Source organism: Gemmata obscuriglobus, assembly GCF_008065095.1.
GTDB classification, from domain to species: domain Bacteria; phylum Planctomycetota; class Planctomycetia; order Gemmatales; family Gemmataceae; genus Gemmata; species Gemmata obscuriglobus.
The window spans coordinates 2,983,943-3,003,850 of sequence record NZ_CP042911.1; the positions used below are offsets into that span (position 1 = coordinate 2,983,943).

The 19,908-nt window shown below is 61.5% G+C and carries 20 protein-coding genes; 11 read left to right on the plus strand and 9 right to left on the minus strand.

The genetic code is table 11. From position 1 onward, the window contains the following. Nucleotides 1-134: 134 nt before the first annotated feature. The 4 genes from GobsT_RS12445 (at nt 135) to GobsT_RS38740 (ending at nt 4,829) form a co-directional block, all read left to right on the plus strand. Nucleotides 135-908: an IS1595 family transposase gene (locus tag GobsT_RS12445; RefSeq protein WP_010040977.1), complete on the plus strand. Its 774-nt coding sequence runs from the start codon at nt 135-137 to the stop codon at nt 906-908. Between the two features lie 391 nt (nt 909-1,299). Then, nucleotides 1,300-3,990, plus strand: a complete 2,691-nt coding sequence (mobF, locus tag GobsT_RS12450) for a MobF family relaxase (protein WP_010040979.1) — start codon at nt 1,300-1,302, stop codon at nt 3,988-3,990. Then, on the plus strand, nt 3,987-4,403 hold the full coding sequence (locus GobsT_RS12455; RefSeq protein WP_010040982.1) for a hypothetical protein: 417 nt from the start codon (nt 3,987-3,989) through the stop codon (nt 4,401-4,403). Before mobF ends, GobsT_RS12455 begins: the two co-directional genes overlap by 4 nt. A gap of 96 nt (nt 4,404-4,499) precedes the next feature. Beyond that, complete coding sequence (locus GobsT_RS38740; protein ID WP_063744596.1) at nt 4,500-4,829, plus strand: DUF6166 domain-containing protein; 330 nt, start codon at nt 4,500-4,502, stop codon at nt 4,827-4,829. Between the two features lie 309 nt (nt 4,830-5,138). Here the strand turns inward: GobsT_RS38740 and GobsT_RS12460 are convergent, their stop codons facing one another. Continuing rightward, nucleotides 5,139-6,083 carry a DUF932 domain-containing protein gene (locus GobsT_RS12460; protein ID WP_029600932.1) on the minus strand — a complete coding sequence of 315 codons (945 nt, stop codon included), beginning with the start codon at nt 6,081-6,083 and terminating at the stop codon, nt 5,139-5,141. Nucleotides 6,084-7,562: 1,479 nt separating this feature from the next. On the opposite strand from GobsT_RS12460, the gene GobsT_RS12465 reads away from it, so the two are divergent. Further along, on the plus strand, nt 7,563-7,790 hold the full coding sequence (locus tag GobsT_RS12465; RefSeq protein WP_071529320.1) for a hypothetical protein: 228 nt from the start codon (nt 7,563-7,565) through the stop codon (nt 7,788-7,790). A gap of 639 nt (nt 7,791-8,429) precedes the next feature. Here the strand turns inward: GobsT_RS12465 and GobsT_RS12470 are convergent. Both GobsT_RS12470 and GobsT_RS12475 read right to left on the minus strand, forming a co-directional pair. Beyond that, nucleotides 8,430-8,831, minus strand: coding sequence for an HNH endonuclease (locus GobsT_RS12470; RefSeq protein ID WP_010044770.1), 402 nt, complete (start codon nt 8,829-8,831; stop codon nt 8,430-8,432). Beyond that, the gene (locus GobsT_RS12475; protein ID WP_010044772.1) at nt 8,831-9,106 is read right to left on the minus strand and encodes a hypothetical protein; all 276 of its coding nucleotides are present in this window, start codon (nt 9,104-9,106) and stop codon (nt 8,831-8,833) included. The genes GobsT_RS12470 and GobsT_RS12475 overlap by 1 nt, the downstream gene beginning before the upstream one ends. Nucleotides 9,107-9,376: 270 nt before the next feature. On the opposite strand from GobsT_RS12475, the gene GobsT_RS12480 reads away from it, so the two are divergent. Further along, the gene (locus GobsT_RS12480; RefSeq protein WP_010044774.1) at nt 9,377-9,880 is read left to right on the plus strand and encodes a hypothetical protein; all 504 of its coding nucleotides are present in this window, start codon (nt 9,377-9,379) and stop codon (nt 9,878-9,880) included. Here GobsT_RS12480 and GobsT_RS12485 read toward each other — a convergent pair. Next, nucleotides 9,877-10,107 (minus strand): helix-turn-helix domain-containing protein, encoded by a 231-nt coding sequence (locus GobsT_RS12485; protein ID WP_033199039.1) that lies wholly within the window; start codon nt 10,105-10,107, stop codon nt 9,877-9,879. The two genes, GobsT_RS12480 and GobsT_RS12485, sit on opposite strands and share 4 nt — an antisense overlap. 136 nt (nt 10,108-10,243) lie before the next feature. On the opposite strand from GobsT_RS12485, the gene GobsT_RS37725 reads away from it, so the two are divergent. Further along, nucleotides 10,244-10,384 carry a hypothetical protein gene (locus GobsT_RS37725; protein ID WP_010044779.1) on the plus strand — a complete coding sequence of 47 codons (141 nt, stop codon included), beginning with the start codon at nt 10,244-10,246 and terminating at the stop codon, nt 10,382-10,384. A 566-nt stretch (nt 10,385-10,950) separates the two neighbouring features. Further along, complete coding sequence (locus tag GobsT_RS12490) at nt 10,951-11,724, plus strand: alpha-ketoglutarate-dependent dioxygenase AlkB (RefSeq protein ID WP_148087716.1); 774 nt, start codon at nt 10,951-10,953, stop codon at nt 11,722-11,724. Between the two features lie 91 nt (nt 11,725-11,815). Here the strand turns inward: GobsT_RS12490 and GobsT_RS12495 are convergent, their stop codons facing one another. The 3 genes from GobsT_RS12495 to GobsT_RS12505 all read right to left on the minus strand — a co-directional run bounded on the left by GobsT_RS12495 (nt 11,816) and on the right by GobsT_RS12505 (nt 13,686). Next, on the minus strand, nt 11,816-12,685 hold the full coding sequence (locus GobsT_RS12495) for a nucleotidyl transferase AbiEii/AbiGii toxin family protein (protein WP_081471800.1): 870 nt from the start codon (nt 12,683-12,685) through the stop codon (nt 11,816-11,818). A 24-nt stretch (nt 12,686-12,709) separates the two neighbouring features. Further along, nucleotides 12,710-13,324, minus strand: coding sequence for a type IV toxin-antitoxin system AbiEi family antitoxin domain-containing protein (locus tag GobsT_RS12500; RefSeq protein WP_010044786.1), 615 nt, complete (start codon nt 13,322-13,324; stop codon nt 12,710-12,712). A 131-nt stretch (nt 13,325-13,455) separates the two neighbouring features. Continuing rightward, nucleotides 13,456-13,686 carry a hypothetical protein gene (locus GobsT_RS12505; protein ID WP_010044788.1) on the minus strand — a complete coding sequence of 77 codons (231 nt, stop codon included), beginning with the start codon at nt 13,684-13,686 and terminating at the stop codon, nt 13,456-13,458. A 354-nt stretch (nt 13,687-14,040) separates the two neighbouring features. On the opposite strand from GobsT_RS12505, the gene GobsT_RS12510 reads away from it, so the two are divergent. Continuing rightward, the gene (locus tag GobsT_RS12510; protein WP_148087717.1) at nt 14,041-14,784 is read left to right on the plus strand and encodes a hypothetical protein; all 744 of its coding nucleotides are present in this window, start codon (nt 14,041-14,043) and stop codon (nt 14,782-14,784) included. Here GobsT_RS12510 and GobsT_RS12515 read toward each other — a convergent pair. Beyond that, on the minus strand, nt 14,736-15,731 hold the full coding sequence (locus tag GobsT_RS12515) for an IS701 family transposase (RefSeq protein WP_010033997.1): 996 nt from the start codon (nt 15,729-15,731) through the stop codon (nt 14,736-14,738). The two genes, GobsT_RS12510 and GobsT_RS12515, sit on opposite strands and share 49 nt — an antisense overlap. Before the next feature lie 412 nt (nt 15,732-16,143). On the opposite strand from GobsT_RS12515, the gene GobsT_RS12520 reads away from it, so the two are divergent. Next, nucleotides 16,144-17,448 carry an argonaute/piwi family protein gene (locus GobsT_RS12520; RefSeq protein ID WP_157506873.1) on the plus strand — a complete coding sequence of 435 codons (1,305 nt, stop codon included), beginning with the start codon at nt 16,144-16,146 and terminating at the stop codon, nt 17,446-17,448. Then, nucleotides 17,445-18,764, plus strand: coding sequence for a toll/interleukin-1 receptor domain-containing protein (locus GobsT_RS12525; protein WP_010044795.1), 1,320 nt, complete (start codon nt 17,445-17,447; stop codon nt 18,762-18,764). The genes GobsT_RS12520 and GobsT_RS12525 overlap by 4 nt, the downstream gene beginning before the upstream one ends. A gap of 171 nt (nt 18,765-18,935) precedes the next feature. On the opposite strand, the gene GobsT_RS12530 is transcribed toward GobsT_RS12525, so the two are convergent. Continuing rightward, entirely contained in the window at nt 18,936-19,841 is a 906-nt protein-coding gene (locus GobsT_RS12530) for a DMT family transporter (protein ID WP_010044797.1), read from the minus strand. Nucleotides 19,842-19,908: the final 67 nt, after the last annotated feature.

A 19,908-nucleotide genomic window follows, 5' to 3' on the forward strand; every position in this document is an offset into this window, starting at 1 on the left:
TTGTCTGCGAAACCGGCAGTCAATTCGCAAAGATTTTTTTCACCCCCGTGCCGGCTGGTCCGGCGAGCCGAGCCACGATAACGCTCAAATTTAGGTGATTAGCAAAATTCTAGGGCAGCAAGTAGTCTGTTCCTATGACCCTCGAAGAGTATGAGCGGCACTTGGTCGGGCAACTCTGTTGGCGGTGCCACCAGGCCACACACCAGAATTCGGCCCGGCAGCGGCAGTGCCCCAGTTGCCGGGCCAAGTGGAGCTATCACCGGCGCAAGACGGAGTGGGAGCTGCTCCGGGCGTTCGCCTTGAGTACCACGGCCCACCACGCGGCTCGGGTGGTCCGGTGCAGCTACCCAACGGCCTACGCCGCGTACACGCGGTTCCGCCTCACCCTCCAGGCCATGACCGACGAGGAGAAGCGCCCGCTGCTCGGGGCACTGGAACGGGACGAGTCGTACTTCGGGGGCAAGCGGAAAGGCAAGCGGGGCCGCGGGGCGGGCGGGAAAGTGCCCGTGTTCGGCATCCTGGAGCGGGCCGGGCGGGTGTACACGGTGGCCGTCCCGAACTGTAGCAAGGAGACCCTGATGGCCAAGATCCAGGCCGCAACGGTCAAGGGGAGCGTGTTCTACACGGACGAGTTCGCCAGCTACAACGACGTCCAGAGCCACGGCAAGCACGTCCCGATCAACCACCAGGAAACATTCGGGGTGGGGGCCGCGCACATCAACGGGATCGAGGGGTTCTGGAGCTACGCGAAGCGGCTGTACCGGCACGTCCACGGGGTCGAGCCGGGGAACTTCCCGCTGTACCTGGCTGAGTATGAATTCCGGTACAACCACCGCGGCGAGCACCTGATGACCCTCCTGTATAACCGCCTAATCCGGGCCGCCGCCCCAACCCAAACCCAGCCCTAGAATTTTGCTAATCACCCAAATTTAATCCTCTCAACCAGTTGCGGCCGCTAGTTACGGCATCGTTGTAATTCTCAAGCGTGAAATCAGGGCCAAGAATATCGCGGCTCGTTGACCGGTTACCCGGCACGTAAGGTGAATCTTCTACCGATCGGCTACCGCAGATGGTTTTCGGTGGCTTTACCGCTTCGGCTGATTCCGAGCAGTCCAGCACACGTTAGCGGAGCTAAGGGGAGATGTCTGTTGATCGAACTGCTAGGAGTGCCCGAAAAGCGAAGCGGCCTGTCAGATTAGGTGAACTTGCCACCAGTTGATGAAGTGAGAGGGAGCGATTGGCGTCTGAAGCGGCATGGGCAACCGGTTTCTAAATCAGTGAGGTCAAGCCCTGTGAAGAATGATTGCTTTGGATAGGGATGTGCTCCGGGTGATGGTGGTACGCAGCAGCAAGGGAGCGAAACAGTATTACAGCGCGGGAGATTACTACAGCGCAGGCCAAGAGCTGCCCGGCGAGTGGGGCGGAATCGGGGCCGCGCACCTTGGACTCACGGGCACCGTCGAGCGTGGTGAATTTGCTCGCATGTGCGACAACTTCCATCCACGCACCGGTCAGCGGTTTACTCTGCGAACCAATGTTTCGCGCCGCGTCGCCTTCGATCTGAACTGGCACGTCCCCAAAAGCCTCTCGGTGCTGTTCGGTCTCACTCAATCGGCCGAGTTACTCGCAGCATTCCGGCAGGCGGTCGAAGAAACGATGCGAGAGCTTGAGCTTCGTGCCCAGACCCGGGTTCGGATCAAAGGCGCGAACCAAGTGCGCACCACCGGGAACCTGACCTGGGCGAGTTACGTGCACACGACCGCACGACCGGTCGGCGGAGTTCCCGACCCGCATCTGCACTGCCATGCCGTCGTCTTCAACGCCACTTTCGATCCGATCGAGGGGCGCTGGAAGGCACTCGACCTGTGCCAGGTCAAACGGGCCGCGCCGTACTTCGAGGCGACCTTCCACGCCCGTCTCGCGGCAAAATTGCGACACCTCGGTTACGACACGGTCCGCACCAGTAAGGGCTGGGAACTTGCGGGCGTTCCGCGTCGCGTGCTCGAAGAGTTTTCACGCCGAACGAAGCTGATCGAGCGGGTAGCCGAAGAGCAGGAGATCACCAACGCTCACGCCAAGGACGCGATCGGAGCTCTGACCCGCGAGCGCAAAAGCACCGCGCTTTCGCTTTCGAAGTTGCGTGCGCGCTGGCGCGCTCGCATCACCGGCGACGAACTGCGGGCCCTCGAACTGGTCGCTGCCAAAGCCCTCGACCGTCCCCCTCGAAATCTCAACGCGGTCCGAGACGCTCTGCACTATGCCGTCGAGCACTGCTTCGAACGCGAGTCGGCCGTGTCGGTCGACCGGTTGCTCGCGGTTGCACTCCGTCGCGGCGTGGGCGAGGTCGCGGTTAATGAGATCCGCGCGGCGTTTAAGGGTCTGGGGCTTCTCGTGCAGGAGCGAGACGGCGTGGAATACGCGACCGCGCGTGAGGTGCTCGCTGAAGAAATCCGCATGCTGGCATTCGCCCGAGACGGGCGCGGCATATGTGCCCGCTTGGTTCCGAACCATTCGCCAATCGCGCGCGAGTGGTTATCGAATGAGCAAAAAGCGGCCGTGGCCCATGTGCTCGGATCACATGACCGGGTGACGCTGTTACGCGGTGCGGCCGGCGTCGGGAAAACGGCCCTCATGATTGAGGCCGTCGAAGCGATCGAAAAATCCGGGACACGAGTTATTCCCTTGGCACCATCAGCCGCAGCGAGTCGCGGCGTCCTTCGCGCCGAAGGCTTTTCCTCGGCCGACACGGTGGCGCGGTTTCTCGTCGACGCCGAATTCCAGGAACGTGCCCGTGGGCACGTTATCTGGGTTGATGAGGCGGGACTTCTGGGCACTGTGGCGCTTGCCGCTCTGTTTGATACTGCTGGGCGACTCGACGCGCGGGTGGTATTGGTCGGTGATACCCGCCAGCACTCTGGCGTCGCTCGTGGGACCGCACTTAAGCTCCTCGAGTGTGAGGCCGGACTAGCCCCGTTCGCGGTTACCGGTATTCGCCGCCAGCACGGTCGATACCGTGAAGCGGTCGGGTTGCTGAGCGAGGGACGGGCCGTCGACGCGCTCGACGTCCTCGACAGACTCGGATGGGTGCGCGAGTGTGATCACGAGGCTGGCGCGCAGTTGATCGCGGCTGAATATCTACTCGCACATCGTGAGGGAAAATCCGTTCTGGTGGTGTCACCGACGCATGCCGAGGGTGAGCGCGTCACCCGAACGATCCGCACCGAGCTCCTATCCGCACAGGTGCTGAGCGGGGAGCCGCGATTCTTTCCGCAGTTGGTTGCAGCAAATTTCACGATCGCAGAGCGGAGCGACGCAGCGAACTACGAGCCCGGAATGGTGCTCCAGTTTTTCCGTCATGCCCCGGGATTTCGAAGCGCGTCTCGGTGGGTGGTCGTATCGGCCGCACCCAATGTCTTGCGGGTTCAGGATGCCAGCGGCGATGACGCTCTGCTTCCGCTTCACTTCGCTAACCGGTTTCAGGTTTTCGAGTCGCGCGAACTCGAACTCCGGATCGGGGACCGTGTGCGTTTGACCAGCAACGAGAGAACCCGCGACGGACACCGGCTCGACAACGGGGCTCACGGTGTGGTGAAGCGGTTCACCTCCAACGGGGATATTCAGCTCGAGTCGGGGGCTGTGGTGCCGTACGACGTTGGGCACGTGGCGCACGGCTACTGCGTCACTTCGCACGCGTCACAGGGTAGAACCGTCGATCAGGTGCTCGTCTCCCAAAGCGCCGAGTCGTTTGCCGCATCCTCCGTCGAGCAGTTGTACGTGTCCGTGTCACGCGGCCGCGAGCGCGTGCTGCTCATCACCGACGATAAGGCCGGGCTGCGACTGGCCGCCGAACGCTCGGACCCGCGGCCGGCGGCGACCGAAATATTTGCCCCCTCGGCGCTCTGGCGCTCGTGGGCCCAGAGGCGCATCGTACGGGAGCCACAACCGAATAAACGAGCGCGAGGGGTGGCGGAGGTTTTAGTCGGGCGATGAGCGGCACGGGGGACGAAAAGTGGGCGAGCATTCCGCGTCTCGAGTCGCTGCTCGACGAGAAGGTGGTCGAGCAGCCGGCAAACACCGACTATCGAGCCTTCGGAATCGCTGGCGACGAATTTATGCGCCATGTGGCGATGCTCGAGGTGCGTCTCCGCACCGGCAACGGGCACCTCTTCGCGTACCACCTACTCGGCCGGGTGGACCGGAACCTGTCGCACGGAATCGAGCTCATTTTCGGAGACGCGGTGGTGACGCTCACCGGGCGGAACCTGTCCACGTTATACACCGCGCTCCGCGACCAGAAGGTGTCGTGGGTGCAGGAGGCCGACGAGAGAATTGCCCGGCTGGTGCCGAGCGGGGCGCCGCTCGTCGAGTCGGTGGTGGTCGAGTTAAACGTGCGCGGACGATAAGGGCCGGGCACAGGTAGGTGAGGGGATATGTTCGGACCGGATCAATTTCACAAGCGAGTTGCCGGTGACGGCGCGAGCGTCACGGACCGGCCAACAGTGAAATACGTCGGCGTGCGAACCGACACCGGTGTGACCGTCGCGCGCGAGGACGACCGGGGAGGGATTCACCCGTTGGCCGCTCGAACCGATCTGAAAAATCACTCGCCGGCGGGGTTCGAGTGGGGATACGGTGGCTCGGGACCGGCACAACTCGCACTGGCAGTTCTTGCTGACGCTCTGGGCGCGGAGCGGGCGCTCGCAAGTTATCAGAAATTTAAGTCCCGTGTGGTCGCAAAACTTGCCCGGACGACCTGGGAACTTTCGCGCGACGAAGTGGTCGCTTGGTACAGGCAACTCACGGCCGAGCCAGATTCGCAACCGGAGTGATCCCGCACCGGCCACGGGTGCTCCGCCGCGATGGTCAAATTGCGCTCATAGTGCGTGGTGTGTAGCCCCCGAGTTGTGCGACGCACCGCTCGGGGGCTCGCGCTCGCAACAACCGTTCCTGCTCCGATCAGCAACGGCTTCTACGGCTGCTCAGCTCTTTCACGCGCTTGACGGTGCGTGAAGAATCGGTCGATATTTGGGCGGGCCCCCGTCCCACAACACAGTGGTCATCGGGCACAACTTGCAAGCGCCGCCGGGGACCCAAATAAGTGCCGGGGGCTCATCACCCCCGGCGAGAAATCGCTCGCGTTACGGCAACGCTAATTCAAAAGCCCGTTGCTTGAGCCGCGCCCCGCTGCCGAACCACGCCGAATCGAGTCGACTATCTGCGTCTTTAACGCCGCGCGTGTGGTCGACCCAGTCGGTGATCGCGTTGTAGGCCCCCCAGTACGTTCCGAAGACGCCATTTATCCGCGCACCGGGAGCCGCGTGGTAGGCCCATTGCAAGGTGTCCCACGCCTTTGGCATTTTACCCATGCGTTGAACCGATTCGGGCACCTCCAGCACATCGATGACGTATTTGCGAAACCCGTCGACGGGCAACCGCCGCGACACCATGCGTTGATAGTCGGCGAGCGAGGCCGAAAAAGTCTTCGCCGCCATGTCGATGGTGTGTTGCACCAGAACGAGACTCGTTTCAAGGCCGGTGGTGTGCCGCACGCGTACGCAGTCCTCGAATCCGCGTTCGGCCCGCCGGTCGGCAGCGTTCAGCGTGTTCGCACACACCACGCGGATGCTGGTAAACTGCGCCCGTACTGCTTGGCTCGCGTCATGTGCGTTGGAGAGCAGGAAATACCCGCGCACCGGATCACCGTCGACGACTTCGGCCTCGGCTCCATTAATTCGAGCGAGGACCCAAATCCGCTTTCCTTCTTTGAGTGAGCCGGCCGCTTCGAGCGAGCACGCGCCGGCTGATAGAAACGGCTCGAAGAACGAGAACGCCCGATCGTTCTGCATGAGGGTGTAACCGCTTCCGACGACCCCTATTACTTTCCCATCTGATTCGCGAACGGTCGCACGGTGCGTCGGCACCGGACAGCCGGCCTCGGTAAATAGCGGCACCATTCGCACCCGCCAGTCGAGCCCCGCGAGACGGATCGCGTCTTCGACGTTGGGCGCCTCGTGGAGCGTAACGCCGAGACGGTGCCAAGCCGGTTGACGGACGAAAAAACCTGATTCAAACTCGTGTGTCATATTCCTCATTTGTGAAAGGCCGCCAGGGCTTTCCCCCCTGGCGGCTTTTTGTTGAACGCCCGCCGATTCTGGCTGCTTCGGGCGACCTTAAAACTCCCAGCCCCAAATCGCGTTTTTTCGGCAGGTGGGGGAATCGGGTTTCTCACCCCTTCTGGAAACCCGATTCCCCCACCTGTCGAAAAAGGCAATTCCACGCACGGCCCGCCCTGGGGCCGTGACAAGAAAGGTCGTCACGCACCCTCGAGAAATCAGCGCAGCGGTTGCACGGGTAGTGGCGCAGCGAAGCGGAGCGGAACGACCGTTAGGTTGGCACGCCCGTGCTGCCGCGTAGCGGTGGGAGAACTTCAGAGCCTGCGAATCGCGACACCCGAAATAATTCGCAACATGCGCTCGGGATCGAACGGGCACCGACGAAGTGGAAACTCAAGCCCCGTTGCTTGGCCTGCCGATACCCGGGGTCGAATGTCCCAATGAGAACGGAGCCGGCTGGATGACACCGTTTGAGCGCCCCGACCGCTGCTGTCCGAAATGTGAGCACAAAGGGTATTTGTTCCGAGCCCGGAGAGCAGTCGACGGCAAACCGGGCGAGGGGAACTTCGTCGAGACCAAGTACCGGTGCCGGTCGTGTGCGCACGAGTGGTGGGAGCGGATTCCGGCACCGCCGGAACAGAAGCGAACGGGCGACGCTGCGTAACGCAACTCTGACCGCATGCGGCACCCGAGCCACGCGCGGCCAAGTGAGTTGTGATTCAAATCCTCGAGCCCTGGGTTCCTAACGCACCGTGCGGCCGGTGCGTGTGCAGGTCGGCGAACGGACCGCCCGCCGCGTTGAGTTCTGTGAGCGCCAGTTGCATCACCTCGTCGATCGATTCTCGAAGGCATTTTGGCCCGTCGCACCCGCAGTGTCGGACGCAGTACGCACAGCGGCGACAGAGGCCAACGACACAGTCGCAGTGCCGGAGGTTACCTCGGCGGTAACAGCACCCACAGGTCATGAGTTGAACCCTCCTGGAAAACCACGGAAGGGTTCATTGAAGCGCGAATGTAAAATTGCGCAATGCCGGTTGCAACGATTTTGCGACCGGCTGCGCTTCTCGCGAGCAATGAGCGGGGATGCCACCGGCCCTTTTTCAGCGCCGAATACTGGAGCACGGCGCCGGGAACGGTGTGGGCGAGCGAAACCATTTCGAACGAACAATGTTCTTGTTAGCTCGTGCGCACCGCGAAAAACACCGATCAGCCGCCAAATATCGTGAAAAAGCAGCAGGTTACACTTCTTAAATCACTGTACGAGAAATGCAGAATATGCTATTGTCCAAACGAAATTACGACACTCTCCCGAATTACCCTTATTGCTTATGGACGACATGAATCATGATGAAAATCTAAACGCAAGCGGTGGTGACGGGAGAGCACCGCTCGTTTGGACTCGTGAGCCGTGGTAGCCGTAAACAACGAAATGGCGACGCAAGGAGGCCAATGGACAAGGTCAGAGTGAGTCTTGCCGGACAAAATGGGAACGCTTTCCACCTGCTCGGAGTGTTTCGGCGAGCAGCAGTAAAACAGGGCTGGTCGGACGAGGAGATCCGCACCGTGTTCGATGAAGCGAAGAGCAAAGATTACGACCACCTGATTCGCACCCTTTTAGCTCATTGCGAAGAACCAAGTGACGACGCAGAGGCGGGATGCCGGAATCCCTCGTGGTGATCGGAAAAGACGACCGACTTGTTCGGCTCGACACGAAGTCGGCACTCCCGGCAGTCATTAGCCGGCCCGGGTCACGTGCTGAGGCAAAGTTCTTCTCGGTAACGATACGCGACATCAACAACGCTCGGGTTGCGTTCGACCGGTGCAGAAGTTTTTCGCTTGGGTCGAGGACCTGGACGGGAACGTCTTACGCTCACGACCCGACCCAAAGGGGTGCCCATTCACTGAAAACAGAGGAACATGACGGGAGAGCACTTAAGTCTTGAAGAGAAGATGACCGCGTTCGCACAGACGTTCCCCAGCATGACAGATGCCATGGGCGTAGCCCCCTGGGATGCGGGCGCCTTTGACCGGTGGGCCGACGAAACACCGATCTCGCACGGCGAACGCATCACCGCCCAGTTCCTGCTCGCCGTGTGGGACTCGGGTAACACGTGGAAGTGCGGACGGTTCGACGTCGTGCAAGCTTTGAGGCTCTGGGGCCCCAGCACCGAGCCGCATTTCTCGCTTGGGTCGTTAATCCATGGTGGGCGTGAACAGCAGAAGTCTGACCGTGGGATTTCCAAAGCCCGATGGCCTGGTTGTGCTCGGTAAAGATGACAAGCTGGTGCGCCTCACCAACCCGGCAGAGATAATTGTTTACTCGGCATCGGAACGCTGAATCTCTTGGCGCAGGTCGACACGGGCCTCGGCGTTCATGGCCAGCACGCGCACGGTCGCCCGTCCGCACGGGGTTCTACCGGCGATGACCGGCCCTTGAAACTCGAAGTGGTCGTCCCACGTCTGCCGGCGCGGATGAAAAAGGGGCTCGATCGCGTCTGTGACCGGGTCGATGCCCGACAGATTTGGGCCCTTGTGCAGGTTGCAGTGGGAGCACGCGAGGGCCAAATTGCTTTCGTCATCGCCGCCGCCGTGCTGGATCGCGATCACGTGCTCGGTCTGGTACGTGATAAACGGCTCGTCGCTCTGCCGGGTGCGGCAGTACTCGCAGCGGTGACCGGCTCGATCGCGGACGAGTCTGCGGACGGCGGCGAGGACCATTACGCGCGCGACCTGTTAAGAACCGAGCGGGCTTTGGCCTGGAGCACGGCAATGAGGTTCGCCCCGCTGACGAGGGCCTCGTACTCGGCTAGTTCCTCGGGGGCGAGCTGACCTTCGTGGTGACGGTGTGCGAGGTCTTCGATTCGGTCCTGGGTCACCTGGTCGGCGCGCAGGTCGGCGATGGCGCGAGCGACCTCGGGGGTCAGGATGTCGCGGACCGGGTTCAGCAGACGGTCGAGCACCTGATGGCGGTTCTGGGCGGCAGTTTGTGCCATAACTTCAGCCTCTCTTCACACATTACCACCCTAATAGTACCCGAAAAACACGGACCAGTCGAGTGAAACGGACGTGCTGGGACTCGCTTCGCGAGTTGTCCAGGCGGAAGGTCGCGTGCCCCGCTCCAGCATCGCAGCACGAGCCTCCGGCTGCCGTAGCGATCTTGGTCCGCTCAGCCTCGGTGACGTGATGAATGGCCGGCCGGCCGGGCCGAGAGGTGAAACTTGAATAACTTGACCCCATCCGACATGAGCTGATACGGTTCGTCCGTGGCTCGCGAACTGACGATTTCCAACTTTGGGCTCTTCATCGGCTATGTGCTGCCGGGTTTTACGGCCCTCGGTGGGTTGCCGTTCCTGGCCGGTGCTACTGGCTGGGGAACGGCCGCGGACGGTTCCGATCCCTCGATCACCGAATTCCTCTCGGGTACGGTCGAGGCGGTGGCAACGGGCCTGACCGTCAGTACCGTCCGCTGGCTTGTGGTCGACACGATCCACCACCGCACCGGGCTCCGGCCGCCGCGCTGGGATTTTCGGGTGCTGGACGAAGCGGCAGACGCGTTCGAGCTCCTGATCCAGATCCATTACCATTATTATAAGTTTTACGCGAACATGGTCGTCGCGCTCGTTTGGGCGTATCTGGCCGGGGGCTACGCGTACGGGTGGCGAGGGCTCTGGTACGGGGTGCTTGCAGCACTCTTCTTCGTCGCTTCACGCGATACGCTCATGAAGTACTACGAGCGATCGGGCCGTCTTCTGAGTTCGTCGTCCTAGACCCCGTTCTTGGGCGCCCGGATCGGCATCAGGGCCGCCATCTCCACTTCCAGGGCAACCGCCAGCCGCTCGATGTTTTCCAGCGAGATGTTTCGTTTGCCCCGCTCCACGCTGCTCACGTACGTGCGGTGGAGCCCCGCGAGCTCGGCGAGCCTCTCCTGCGAGATGCCGGCACCTTCCCGGACCTCGCGCAGCCGCTCACCGAATCGCTCGCAGACATTGGCCAAGACCGCGCACCCGACGAGAGCCACAAACGAAAATACCGTTTGACGTGACTCTCGGGGACCGCATACGATAGGTCCACATCCTTTACGTCACGGTGACGTAAAGGATTCAATCGCAACTCGGTGCAGAAGGGCCCACATGACCAACGGCGGCAGCCCCCACGGCCACGGGAAGAAGGCAGACGAGACCAAGACGAAGGAAAAGCAGGACACAACGACGCTGGCCAAAAAGAAGATGGTTCCAAAGGACCAGAAGAAAGAACCGAAAAAGAAAGCGTAGCCAAGAGTGCCGGACCGCTCCTGTGGTCCGGCACTCTTCGTTTAAACAAGTTCACAAAACCGCCAAGCCGCAGACGTTTTGAGCAGCCGCGACAGCTCTGCCTCGGATCGTCGACTACGGCACCTCCCGAGCGGATGGTGCGGATGGCGAACGTGCGGGCGGCTTTGCCTTTTCACCTACGAGTGATCGGATTTCGGCTGCGAGTGTGTTGGCGATTCTTCCGTGTGCGTTTTCACCCCCGTGGCGCATTTCCCCCCTTCCAACTCGGTCACCCCGTCACCGTTGGCCGCCTCTCGCGGTGCTCGCGGCGAGTGGCACCGCAGAGGCGGCCGACGGTGGCGGGAAAGGGGGTAGCTCGACTGTCTGATGAGCCCGTCTTTGGGGCACCTTCGAGCCCGAGGGAGCCGGGAGCGGTGCTCACGTCTGCCCGCCACGTTCGCTTTCGAGGCCTCCTTTAAAGAGGCGATTCGTGGGTAGGTCTTGAAAGGGAGGGTGCGGGAACCGCAGGTTCCTGCAAAGGGTGAGGCTTCCCTCCGCGTTTATCTTGGGCGTTTCGCTGCCACCATTTGAGCGATGCGCCGAATGCGACAAGTGAACCTGCTGCGCCTCAAAAGGCTCTATCCATTTCCGCCACTGGATTCGCCCAATGCCAGCAACCCACCAACTCGACAAGTAAGCTATTTGCCCCCGACCGGCCCGAACTGGTGAAGTCACCGAAGCTAAAGCCCTCTTGGAGGACGGTACGGATGGAAACTCCTCGTATCCCGGCTCTCGTGACCCACGACCTTGGCGACGATCTGGCGTTTTTCGCAGGCCGGCTCCCCGACGAATTGACCTGGGACCAGTCACTTTTTGAGAACGCCTGGGCGTTCCACCCGACTGAGCGACCGGTCATCCAAATGATCGGGAAGCCGGTTGCCATCCCCCGGTGGCAGATGGCCTTTGGCCACGATTACCGCTTCTCAAATCAGACCAGCGTTGCGGCTCCCGTGCCCGAACTGCTTGAGCCGCTTCGGGGGTGGTGCCAGAAGCACATCCACCCACGGCTCAACGGTCTGCTTTTGAACTGGTACGAAGGCCCCGGCCACTACATCGGCGCGCATCACGATGAGGACGAGCAACTCGTTCCGCACACGCCGATCGTCACCATTTCGTTTGGAGAGACGCGAAACTTTCGGCTCATCCGGGGCCGGGAGAAGCGGGATTTTGCCGCCCCGAGCGGAACGGTGTTCGTTTTGCCCGCCGACACAAACAGGGCGTGGAAGCACCTTGTACCGAAATCGACCAAGTACAGCGGTCGGCGGATCTCGGTGACGCTTCGCGCGTTCGAGACCGCGTAAGCCATCCGGCGCGGGTGGCAGAGCCGGGTGTAACGACCGTCCTGTCTCGAATCACGTCCTCGGTGCCGCTCTGGCTGCCGCGCTCAGCAGATTAACCCGCAAGCGCGTTCGTTGACCAAAACCTCTCGAGCAACGTGAACGCCTCGAGGTAATCGGTGGTCGAGATTCCGGCTTGAGCCGCCATCCCAACGAAATCCTCTTTCCACGAAGGCGGAGGAGGAGCGAGTGCGGCTGGCAACGGGTGGGTACTGCGTGTGGTGAACGTGGTCACGAGTGCCGCACGAATTTCGGCCACAGCGGGCGCTCCGCGTTCGATGAGGAGCACCAGGTCGACCAAGTCTTTCGTGCGGCTGTTGAGCCGCCCGACCCACGGAAACGTGTAGGCGTGGACCTTCTCGGCAAATTGCTGCGGTTTGGGAATCGCGAGCACCGCTGCCGGTGGCACGCCCACGAACTCGAGCAGGTCCTCTCCGACGAGCCGCTCGGGGGTACCGATGAGCGCGTCCCCAACGCCCACATCGATGTGAAACGCGGCGTACGTCTTGCCAACCAGTACCGCTTCGCAGGGAAATTGCGCTCCACCGCCGGGCGCGTTTGTGAGCTCGCGCTTGGGGGTTCCGAGGCGAAAAGTCAAATAATCGCCGAGGTCGACGTCGAGCGCCTCTTGCAGCCGATCTCGCAGCCCGGCGGACCGTGCGTCGCCCCCACCAGTGATGAGCGAGACCGATAGGTCCACGTCCTTTGTCGTTCGCGCTCGCGGTCGAAACCGCAGGTCCATCGCGAATCCGCCCTTGAGCAGCCACGGCGGATTTTCACCCGCGAAGAGCCGTGCGAGCAGTCGCTCGATTACGAACTTCAGCTGCACGGTGCTAAATGGAACGCCCCGTTCGATCGCATGACGACGCAGGTGCGTTTCGAGAGCCGTTTTGAACGCGGCAGCGGTTCTGAATTGTTTTGCCACGGCACTCCTTTGCCACCGACAGCGTTATTTTGTGTTTGCCTTAATTCGGCCCAGCGCCGCTTTCAGGCGTGACAGCCGTGGATTCTGTTCCACCGCTTGAGACAGCTTCGTGCGCCGGACGAGCCCGCGTGTGAGCGCGTTCGCGACCGCCTTTTCGAGCTCCTCTTGACTCACCTCCGATTGCGCCGAGTCGAGCAGCGTGCGAAACGGACTCGTGACCCGAAAACCCGTGCGTTCTTCAACGTCACCTTCCGCGATTACCGCTTTGTGAAGCACGCAGCCGGTTGGTGTGGGCTTGCGGAACGTTCGCGGCACGGTGAGGTGGATGCGGTCGGGAAGCAGGTCCGTCATCTCGTGGAGCACGAGGGCAGAGTCGTGCGACACAACGGCCTGGGGCTCGTCCTTTTGGTTTCGGCTCCAGAGCGAAAGGCGAATAAGCTCGTCGTGCTCGTCACGAGGCACCGCTGGGATGCGGTAGAGGCCGTGGTCGACCCGTTCGAAGTTGCCCGCCGTCTCGTGGTAATCGAGGTGGTTGTAGCCGTAACCAGCTTCCTTTGCTTGCTTTGTGGTGAAATACCCGCCCTGTTCGTGGGCCAGTGCGGCAAGAGTTTGGGCAGACTGCCTGGCTGAACGGGGCATGTAAAATCCTCCAAAAATCTTGGAGGATTATGCGCGAAACTTAGAGGCAATGCAACCGACGATTTTGGCTGGTGGTTGACCCGGAACTGCGGAAAGTGATGAGCGGATGGCGCCGTCCACGCCCCGCAATGCTATTGCCGCCTGCGACACCCGGTGCCGGCCGGGCAAGCCATGTAGTTGAGTTCGACGGTGAGGTCTCGCATCGCGTCTTGGGCTCTACTGACCGCCTTAAGGAACGCGTCATCCAAAGGGAACCCGAGTTGGTCGAGCCGCTGCCGCACTCGGCTCAAGTGCCCGAGCACGGGGTGGTAAGCGTCGTAGAGTTTCCGCGCCTGTTCGGTGGTGATGTCGTCTATGTCCATGGTGTTTTCGCGACAATTTCGATGTCGAAAGTACATCGCTTTTCACGACATGGTCAACTCGGATATCTTGCAAGCGCGTTCGCAGACTAAAATCACCCAATCAATTATCGAATCGTTCGAAATCACCGCCGTCATGTGGTAGCCGAGATGCTCAGTAGCTCTTTCGCCTGCTTACTAACCGACCTACCGCGACCGCGAGCCACTCGTTACCTTCACGTAATTTGACAAATTCAGTAGCGTCAGCGCGGTCGGTGGGACTCATGACTGAGCGCCTTGTGAACTTGTGTTCCCTATGCGTTCAGGCAGCGGATATACTCCTTCAAGCCGCATCGCGCATCGTTTTCCGAGAATCACATGGGTAACGCCAACTCATTTCAATCTGGCCATGTACTGAACGTCGCCCCGCTCGAATTAGCCGGTGGCCCGCTTGAGGTCGAGCGGTTGCGTTACGTGGATGCCGATTGGCTTCGAGAGCTGCACATCCGGACTCGCGAAACACACGTGGTGCGGCGAGATGGAGACACTGTCGTCTGCGTGCCGCTGAAACGCACGGGTGCTTCACTCGGCGGGGCAAGTGAAATCATCGAACTAAGGGATGATCTTTTCCTCTGCGCGAGTCTGGTGCGAAATGCGCTTCTCGCCTACCTAAACAGCATCGACCGGACCGTCCTTCACTACCGCCCTGTCACCTTTCTGGCGAGTGGGGGTAACGATGATTACCTCGCGGCAGCCCTTCCCGAAGGGGTCAAGAATTCTGAGCAGCTGCGGGTGAGCCCGGTGTTCGCCCTTGATGTTCGAGTCATCTCGCCTGAAGATCAGCCTGCATACGTGGCAATTATCTTCAACGGATTCGTCTCCCGCCGGGTCCTGGCGAGCTGTGCGGAGCTTATTCGCGCAGGTGTCGACTTGCGCGGCGTTTACGTAAAACGGATCGCCGAGACGAGTGACCACCGTCTCGCGCCGAAGCTCGAAACGGTTGGGCAGGTCTCGTCGGTCGACGGCGACACGCTTACGCTCGTTGATCACCGGGAAGAAACGCCAACTAGGACTTACGTAGTTGACTTTTGGGTAAGTAGGTATGTAGGTGCGGCGAGGTAGGTTCGCACCGCTTCGCGCACGATGGCCGTCTTGGCCGCGAACCAACTGACGCCGGACTTGAGCCGGTGCCACTCGAGCCGCAGGAACGCGCGGATCGCGAGCCCGATGTGGACCGCTTGGGCCCGGCTCATGCGCACCTGGCACCGGTCCACGTGGCAATGCTGCTTGAGGCCCCGGTGATACTCCTCGATGCCCCACGCGTGCCCGGCCAGAACCGCACGAGTGGCCTCGTCCATGTCGAGGTCGTTGGTGATCCAATGCTCCGTGCCCCCATCACCGGTGGCGATCCGGAACGCCTTCACCAATCCGAACCCCTCCAGGTGCACCACCGTACCGGCGGCCCCGATCGGGCACCCCTCGATGGCCCGATTGCCCGTGCGATCCGGGTTCACCCGCCGGTTGCTCCGCACCCGGGTCAGGAAGTGCCACCCCAGGGCCCGCACCGCCTTCAGGTTGTCCTTGCCCGAGTACCAGGTGTCGAACAGTACCACCCGGGGCGACAGGTCCCGTCCCTTGGCGACCGCCAGCATGGCTCGGAAGTGGTCGTTCTTGGTCTCGGCTCGGGCCGGGTCGGCGAGCCGGTAATCACACGGTACCAGGGCGGCCCCGTCGGTCCACAGCAGGGTCACCAGCCCGATCCCGCTCACCACCCGGCGGTGCCGCCCGGACCAGCACCGGCGCACCAGCCCCATGTGCCGGGCGAACGGCTTGTCCAGCACCGAGTCGTCGAGCACCACGGCACCGCCCGGGCGGACCGACGACCGGGCTTCGTCCCACAACGCCGCTGGGTCCGGTTCCAGCCGGTGCAGCAGTCGGGTGAACGCATCATGCGCGGGCGCCGTCGGATGGTCCGGTTGGGCTCGCGCGGCTTCCGCGGCCGACGCCACCTTGGGGGTGGCGATCAGGAATTGGATGTAGTCCTCGGCGCTCGCACGTGGTGCGTTCATGGCCCGATCATAGACCAACAACACACCATGCGCAAATCCTGCGCCAGCGCAACTGCGTAAGTCCTAGCCAACGATTCTCGCGAGCGAGGCCTTCCCGCAAGCTCGCGGTCATTTCTTCGATCGCTGCGTTGAGGCGCTGTTCCCCAGGCACGCGGAGACGATGCTTACGAGTATCGAGCAGGCGACGGCAAATTTCCGTCAGGGCGGGCAGTTGCTCGATCGCCTCAGCTCGGTGCGTGAGCACTTTGCGAAAACGCCGCTCCCGCTGCCGCAGGGGGTAACGTGCGCCATCGATTATTTCCTTGCGACTGCGGCCAAAAACGATCCGCACCCGTTCCCAAAAATTCACCGCGCCAGAAGTCCGGTTTACCTCTTCGACCCTGCGACGACGAGCAAGGCATGCGAGTGGCCGGTGGATGCTGGCATTACCCGCTACGGCCCGTACTCGAGCCGGGGGTTCACCCCGAATCGCCCGAAGGTGTGTGTCCTGTGCCACAAGGCCAAGAAGGGGCAGGTCGAACAGTTCCTCGTGAAATTCAAAGACGGTGTTGCGGCAGGTGGAGATGGCATTCAGCCGTTTGAGCAGGGGTTTCTCGACAAGTACCACTTGGGCGGGATCGACTTCGAGTTCTTCGTAACCGAAAACAACTCGGCTGCAGCGTACCGCAAAGCGGCCCGAAGCGCGATCTCGAGCCTCGGGCCGGGCGGGCAGAAGTGGGACATCTGCTTCGTCCAAATCGAGGAGCGATTTCGGAACCTCCCGAACGCCGAGAACCCGTACCTCATCTGCAAATCCGAGCTGTTGACGCATCAAGTTCCGGTTCAGGCGTTCACCGTCGAGACGATGGAGCTGTCCACCTACTCGATTCAGTTCGCTCTGAACAACTTGTCACTCGCTTGTTACGCGAAGATGAATGGGACACCGTGGCTTCTGAAATCGGATCAGCCGCTCTTGCAAGAAATGGTGGTTGGCCTCGGTAGCGCTCGGATCGGCGACTCTCGGCTCGGTTCTGGGCAGCGGGTCGTGGGAATCACGACCGTCTTCACCGGCGACGGGAATTACTGCCTTTCGAACCTGTCGCGGGCCGCCTTATTTGAAACCTACCAAGAGGAGTTGCTGGACACGCTGCGTCTCGCGGTGCGACAGGTGCGTACGGATACCGGGTGGCAGCGTGCTCGCCCGGTCCGACTTGTGTTTCACGCCTTCAAGCCGTTTCGGGATGCCGAGATCACGGCCGTGAAGGAAGTGATGCAGGAACTCGGCGAATTTAACGCCGAGTTCGCCTTCGTCCACGTCGTTGAGGATCACCCGTACCGGTTGTTCGATCTGAACCAGCGAGGGAAGCTGGACAAGAAGACCCGCTCGACCAAAGGCGTCCTGGGTCCCAACCGGGGGCTCTTTATGCTCCTTTCCGAGCGCGAGGTGTTGCTTACCCTCACCGGGTTCAAGGAGGTGAAGCGGCCAGAAGACGGAGTTCCGCGACCGGTCTTGCTTCGCATCCACGAAGACTCGACCTTTACCGATCCGGTCTACTTGGCGCGTCAAGTGTACGCGTTCGCCGGACACTCCTGGCAGGGCTTCTTCCCGTGCGACATGCCGGTTACGATCGAGTATTCTGCGATGATCGCAAAGCTGCTCGGGAATCTCGCTACGCTGCCGGGGTGGAACCCCGCAGCGCTGATAGGAAACATCGGCTGGACGAGGTGGTTCTTGTGAGCACCGGCCGCGAACGACTGCTTTCAGATTCTCGGGTTGCCCTAGAGCGGCAAATCCGGACCTCGGCGAACGTCGATTTCGCCGACCGTCTGTTCGCGGCCTGGCTGCTCGGTGTCGACAAATTTCCCTTCGACGACACGGTCGAACTTCAAACGCTCGTCGTCGAACGAACCCGAAGTTACCGCCAAGTGGCGGCACTTGGCTTCGCAGCGCTGCGAATGAGCCCCTCGTGCTCATTCCGAAGTGAACTCTGTGAAGCGCTCGTCTGGCTCAGCCAGCGCCCCATGACCATCGTCAACACGATGGCCGGGTTCGTCCTCGATCCGGTGGCCCTTCTGGGGATCGCGAGCGGAATCCGTTGCTGCGGAGATGCCAAAGTGGAGGAGCTTGCGTCCAATTGGATGCTGCGCGTTCTATCAGCACGTGCGAATCTGCCGATGGTTGCTCCGTGGGAGCAGTGCCTGATTGCCGCAGTGGGTTACCGGCTGCAGTTGCCGAACGCTTCAACCGTGCCCAGCGCGCCGAATATCGCCGATTGTCGACTCGCCCTTCGGGCACGCGGGGCCTTGCCACAAACGCACGTAGCCGACAGCCGCGCGGACGAGGCACACCTTCTCCCGCTGCTCCTCGGTGACAGCGAGGAAGAGTTGGGATTCGCGCGTTCGGTCATCCGCGCGGCAGCATTCGATGTCCTTAAAAACGGAACCGTTGCCTCGGGCGTCGTCGGTGAGCCTAACCGCATCGAAAGCCGCGCAACGGCAGAGAAAGGAGCTGGACCTGTGAAGAAGGTATTCGTGAGCTATTCGTGGGACACGGACGAGCACCAGCAGCGGGTTCGACAGCTGGTGGACGATCTGCGCGGTTACGGGTTCAACGCGACAATGGATCTTTATGAGCCCAACCCGCCAGAGGGGCTTCCCAAATGGATGATAAAGAACATTCGCGAATCCGATTACGTCTTGATGATTATTACGGAGACCTACCGTAAACGTTGCGAGGGCGAGGAGGAGCCGGGGAAAGGGAAAGGGGTGAAATGGGAAACGGGTCTGATGATTCGCCAGATTTACCAAAACGAATTCGTGAACGGAAAATTTCTCCCCGTAGTACTGAACAAGTCCGATGTGGCGGCGATGCCTTCGGTATTCGCGGGCGATGTTTACTTCGACGTGTCGAAGCCGACAGAGCTTGAGCGGCTCGTGCGGCTCATGTCAGATCAGCCCGAATATGTTGCACCGCCGATCGGCCGTGTGCCGGTTCTTCCGCCTCGAAACAGCAGTAACGCAACAAAAGCTGAGCCCGAAAATAACGGGGGCTAACGAATCACCGTGACGGAAATCGACAGGTCCGCTCCCGCCCACGCCCGGTCACAGGTCATTGCCGTAGCGTTCTGCTGTGAGGCGAGGGCGAGGCACGCGCAATCGCCTAGGGAAAACCCAGCGTGCGCGTGCGAGCATGAACGGACGCTGCGATGTATGCGGCTGACGCGCTTACCCGACTTGGTTACGCTCGCGCTTGCGTGGTTTCAGTTCGCTCACCAGCACGCCGGCAACAATGAACACCCCGCCCAAGATCCCCAGTGGCGGAAGTCGATCGCCGGCCGCGTACCCGAACAGCCCGCCCCACACGGGCTCGGCCGCGTAAATCACGGTGGCTCGCGTCGGCGACACGTTTTTTTGCGCCCAGTTCATCGCGAGCTGAATTAGTACGCTCGCGACGCCGAGCCCGAGGGCACTCACCAGCCACCCCCACGAGACGGTGGGCAGCTCTTCCCCCGCAAGTGGCGTTGCCAACGTAGCCAAGCCACCGGCGACGAGGAGTTGGACGACGGTGACCCGGCGGCTGTCGACCTCTGCGGCGAAGCGGCCGATGAGGATGATCTGGGCGGCAATGGCGAAAGCCCCGAGCAACGTGTACAGCTCCCCGCAGCCGAGCGCCTGCTCCCCCGTGCCCGGACCGGCGACGAACATTAATCCCGTAAACGCCAGCCCGATCCCGATCCAACTCATCAGGCGCGGGAGGCGACGCAGCACGAGCCACTGAAGCAGTGGCACCATCGGCACGTAGAGCGCGGTGATGAATGCGGACCGGCTGCTGCTAATTGTCTTGAGACCGGCCCCCAAAAAACCGAGCCCAAAGACGATCGAGACCCCGATTGCGACGCCGGCGACAAGCTCTCGCGCGGTCAGGCCCTTGAGGGAATTGCGAAACAGCAGCAAGGCTAGCGCGCCACCCGTCAAGTACCGAACACCAACGAAGAACAGCGGGCCGCAGTGCTTCATGGCCTCGTGGATGATCGTGAAGGTCGCGCCCCAAATGATCGTGATGACAACGAGCGCCAGTTCGTGCCGGTGGCAGAAGAGCGCACCAGAAATGCAACGCGTCCCGACCGCCATGAAAAACCTTCTCCGCCGCGTGTGTGATCTTCTGGATACCAAGAAGGTGTCTGCAGCTTTCACAAAG

Excerpts from the sequence above, each read along its gene's own strand:
- GobsT_RS12500 (WP_010044786.1), bottom strand. The coding sequence starts at position 13,324 with ATGCCCCGTTCAGCCAGGCAGTCTGCCCAAACTCTTGCCGCACTGGCC.
- GobsT_RS12530 (WP_010044797.1), bottom strand. The coding sequence starts at position 19,841 with ATGGCGGTCGGGACGCGTTGCATTTCTGGTGCGCTCTTCTGCCACCGG.
- GobsT_RS12460 (WP_029600932.1), bottom strand. The coding sequence starts at position 6,083 with ATGACACACGAGTTTGAATCAGGTTTTTTCGTCCGTCAACCGGCTTGG.
- GobsT_RS12465 (WP_071529320.1), top strand. The coding sequence starts at position 7,563 with ATGGACAAGGTCAGAGTGAGTCTTGCCGGACAAAATGGGAACGCTTTC.
- GobsT_RS12470 (WP_010044770.1), bottom strand. The coding sequence starts at position 8,831 with ATGGTCCTCGCCGCCGTCCGCAGACTCGTCCGCGATCGAGCCGGTCAC.
- GobsT_RS12505 (WP_010044788.1), bottom strand. The coding sequence starts at position 13,686 with ATGGACATAGACGACATCACCACCGAACAGGCGCGGAAACTCTACGAC.
- GobsT_RS37725 (WP_010044779.1), top strand. The coding sequence starts at position 10,244 with ATGACCAACGGCGGCAGCCCCCACGGCCACGGGAAGAAGGCAGACGAG.
- GobsT_RS12455 (WP_010040982.1), top strand. The coding sequence starts at position 3,987 with ATGAGCGGCACGGGGGACGAAAAGTGGGCGAGCATTCCGCGTCTCGAG.
- GobsT_RS12445 (WP_010040977.1), top strand. The coding sequence starts at position 135 with ATGACCCTCGAAGAGTATGAGCGGCACTTGGTCGGGCAACTCTGTTGG.
- GobsT_RS12510 (WP_148087717.1), top strand. The coding sequence starts at position 14,041 with ATGGGTAACGCCAACTCATTTCAATCTGGCCATGTACTGAACGTCGCC.
- mobF (WP_010040979.1), top strand. The coding sequence starts at position 1,300 with ATGATTGCTTTGGATAGGGATGTGCTCCGGGTGATGGTGGTACGCAGC.
- GobsT_RS12515 (WP_010033997.1), bottom strand. The coding sequence starts at position 15,731 with ATGAACGCACCACGTGCGAGCGCCGAGGACTACATCCAATTCCTGATC.
- GobsT_RS12475 (WP_010044772.1), bottom strand. The coding sequence starts at position 9,106 with ATGGCACAAACTGCCGCCCAGAACCGCCATCAGGTGCTCGACCGTCTG.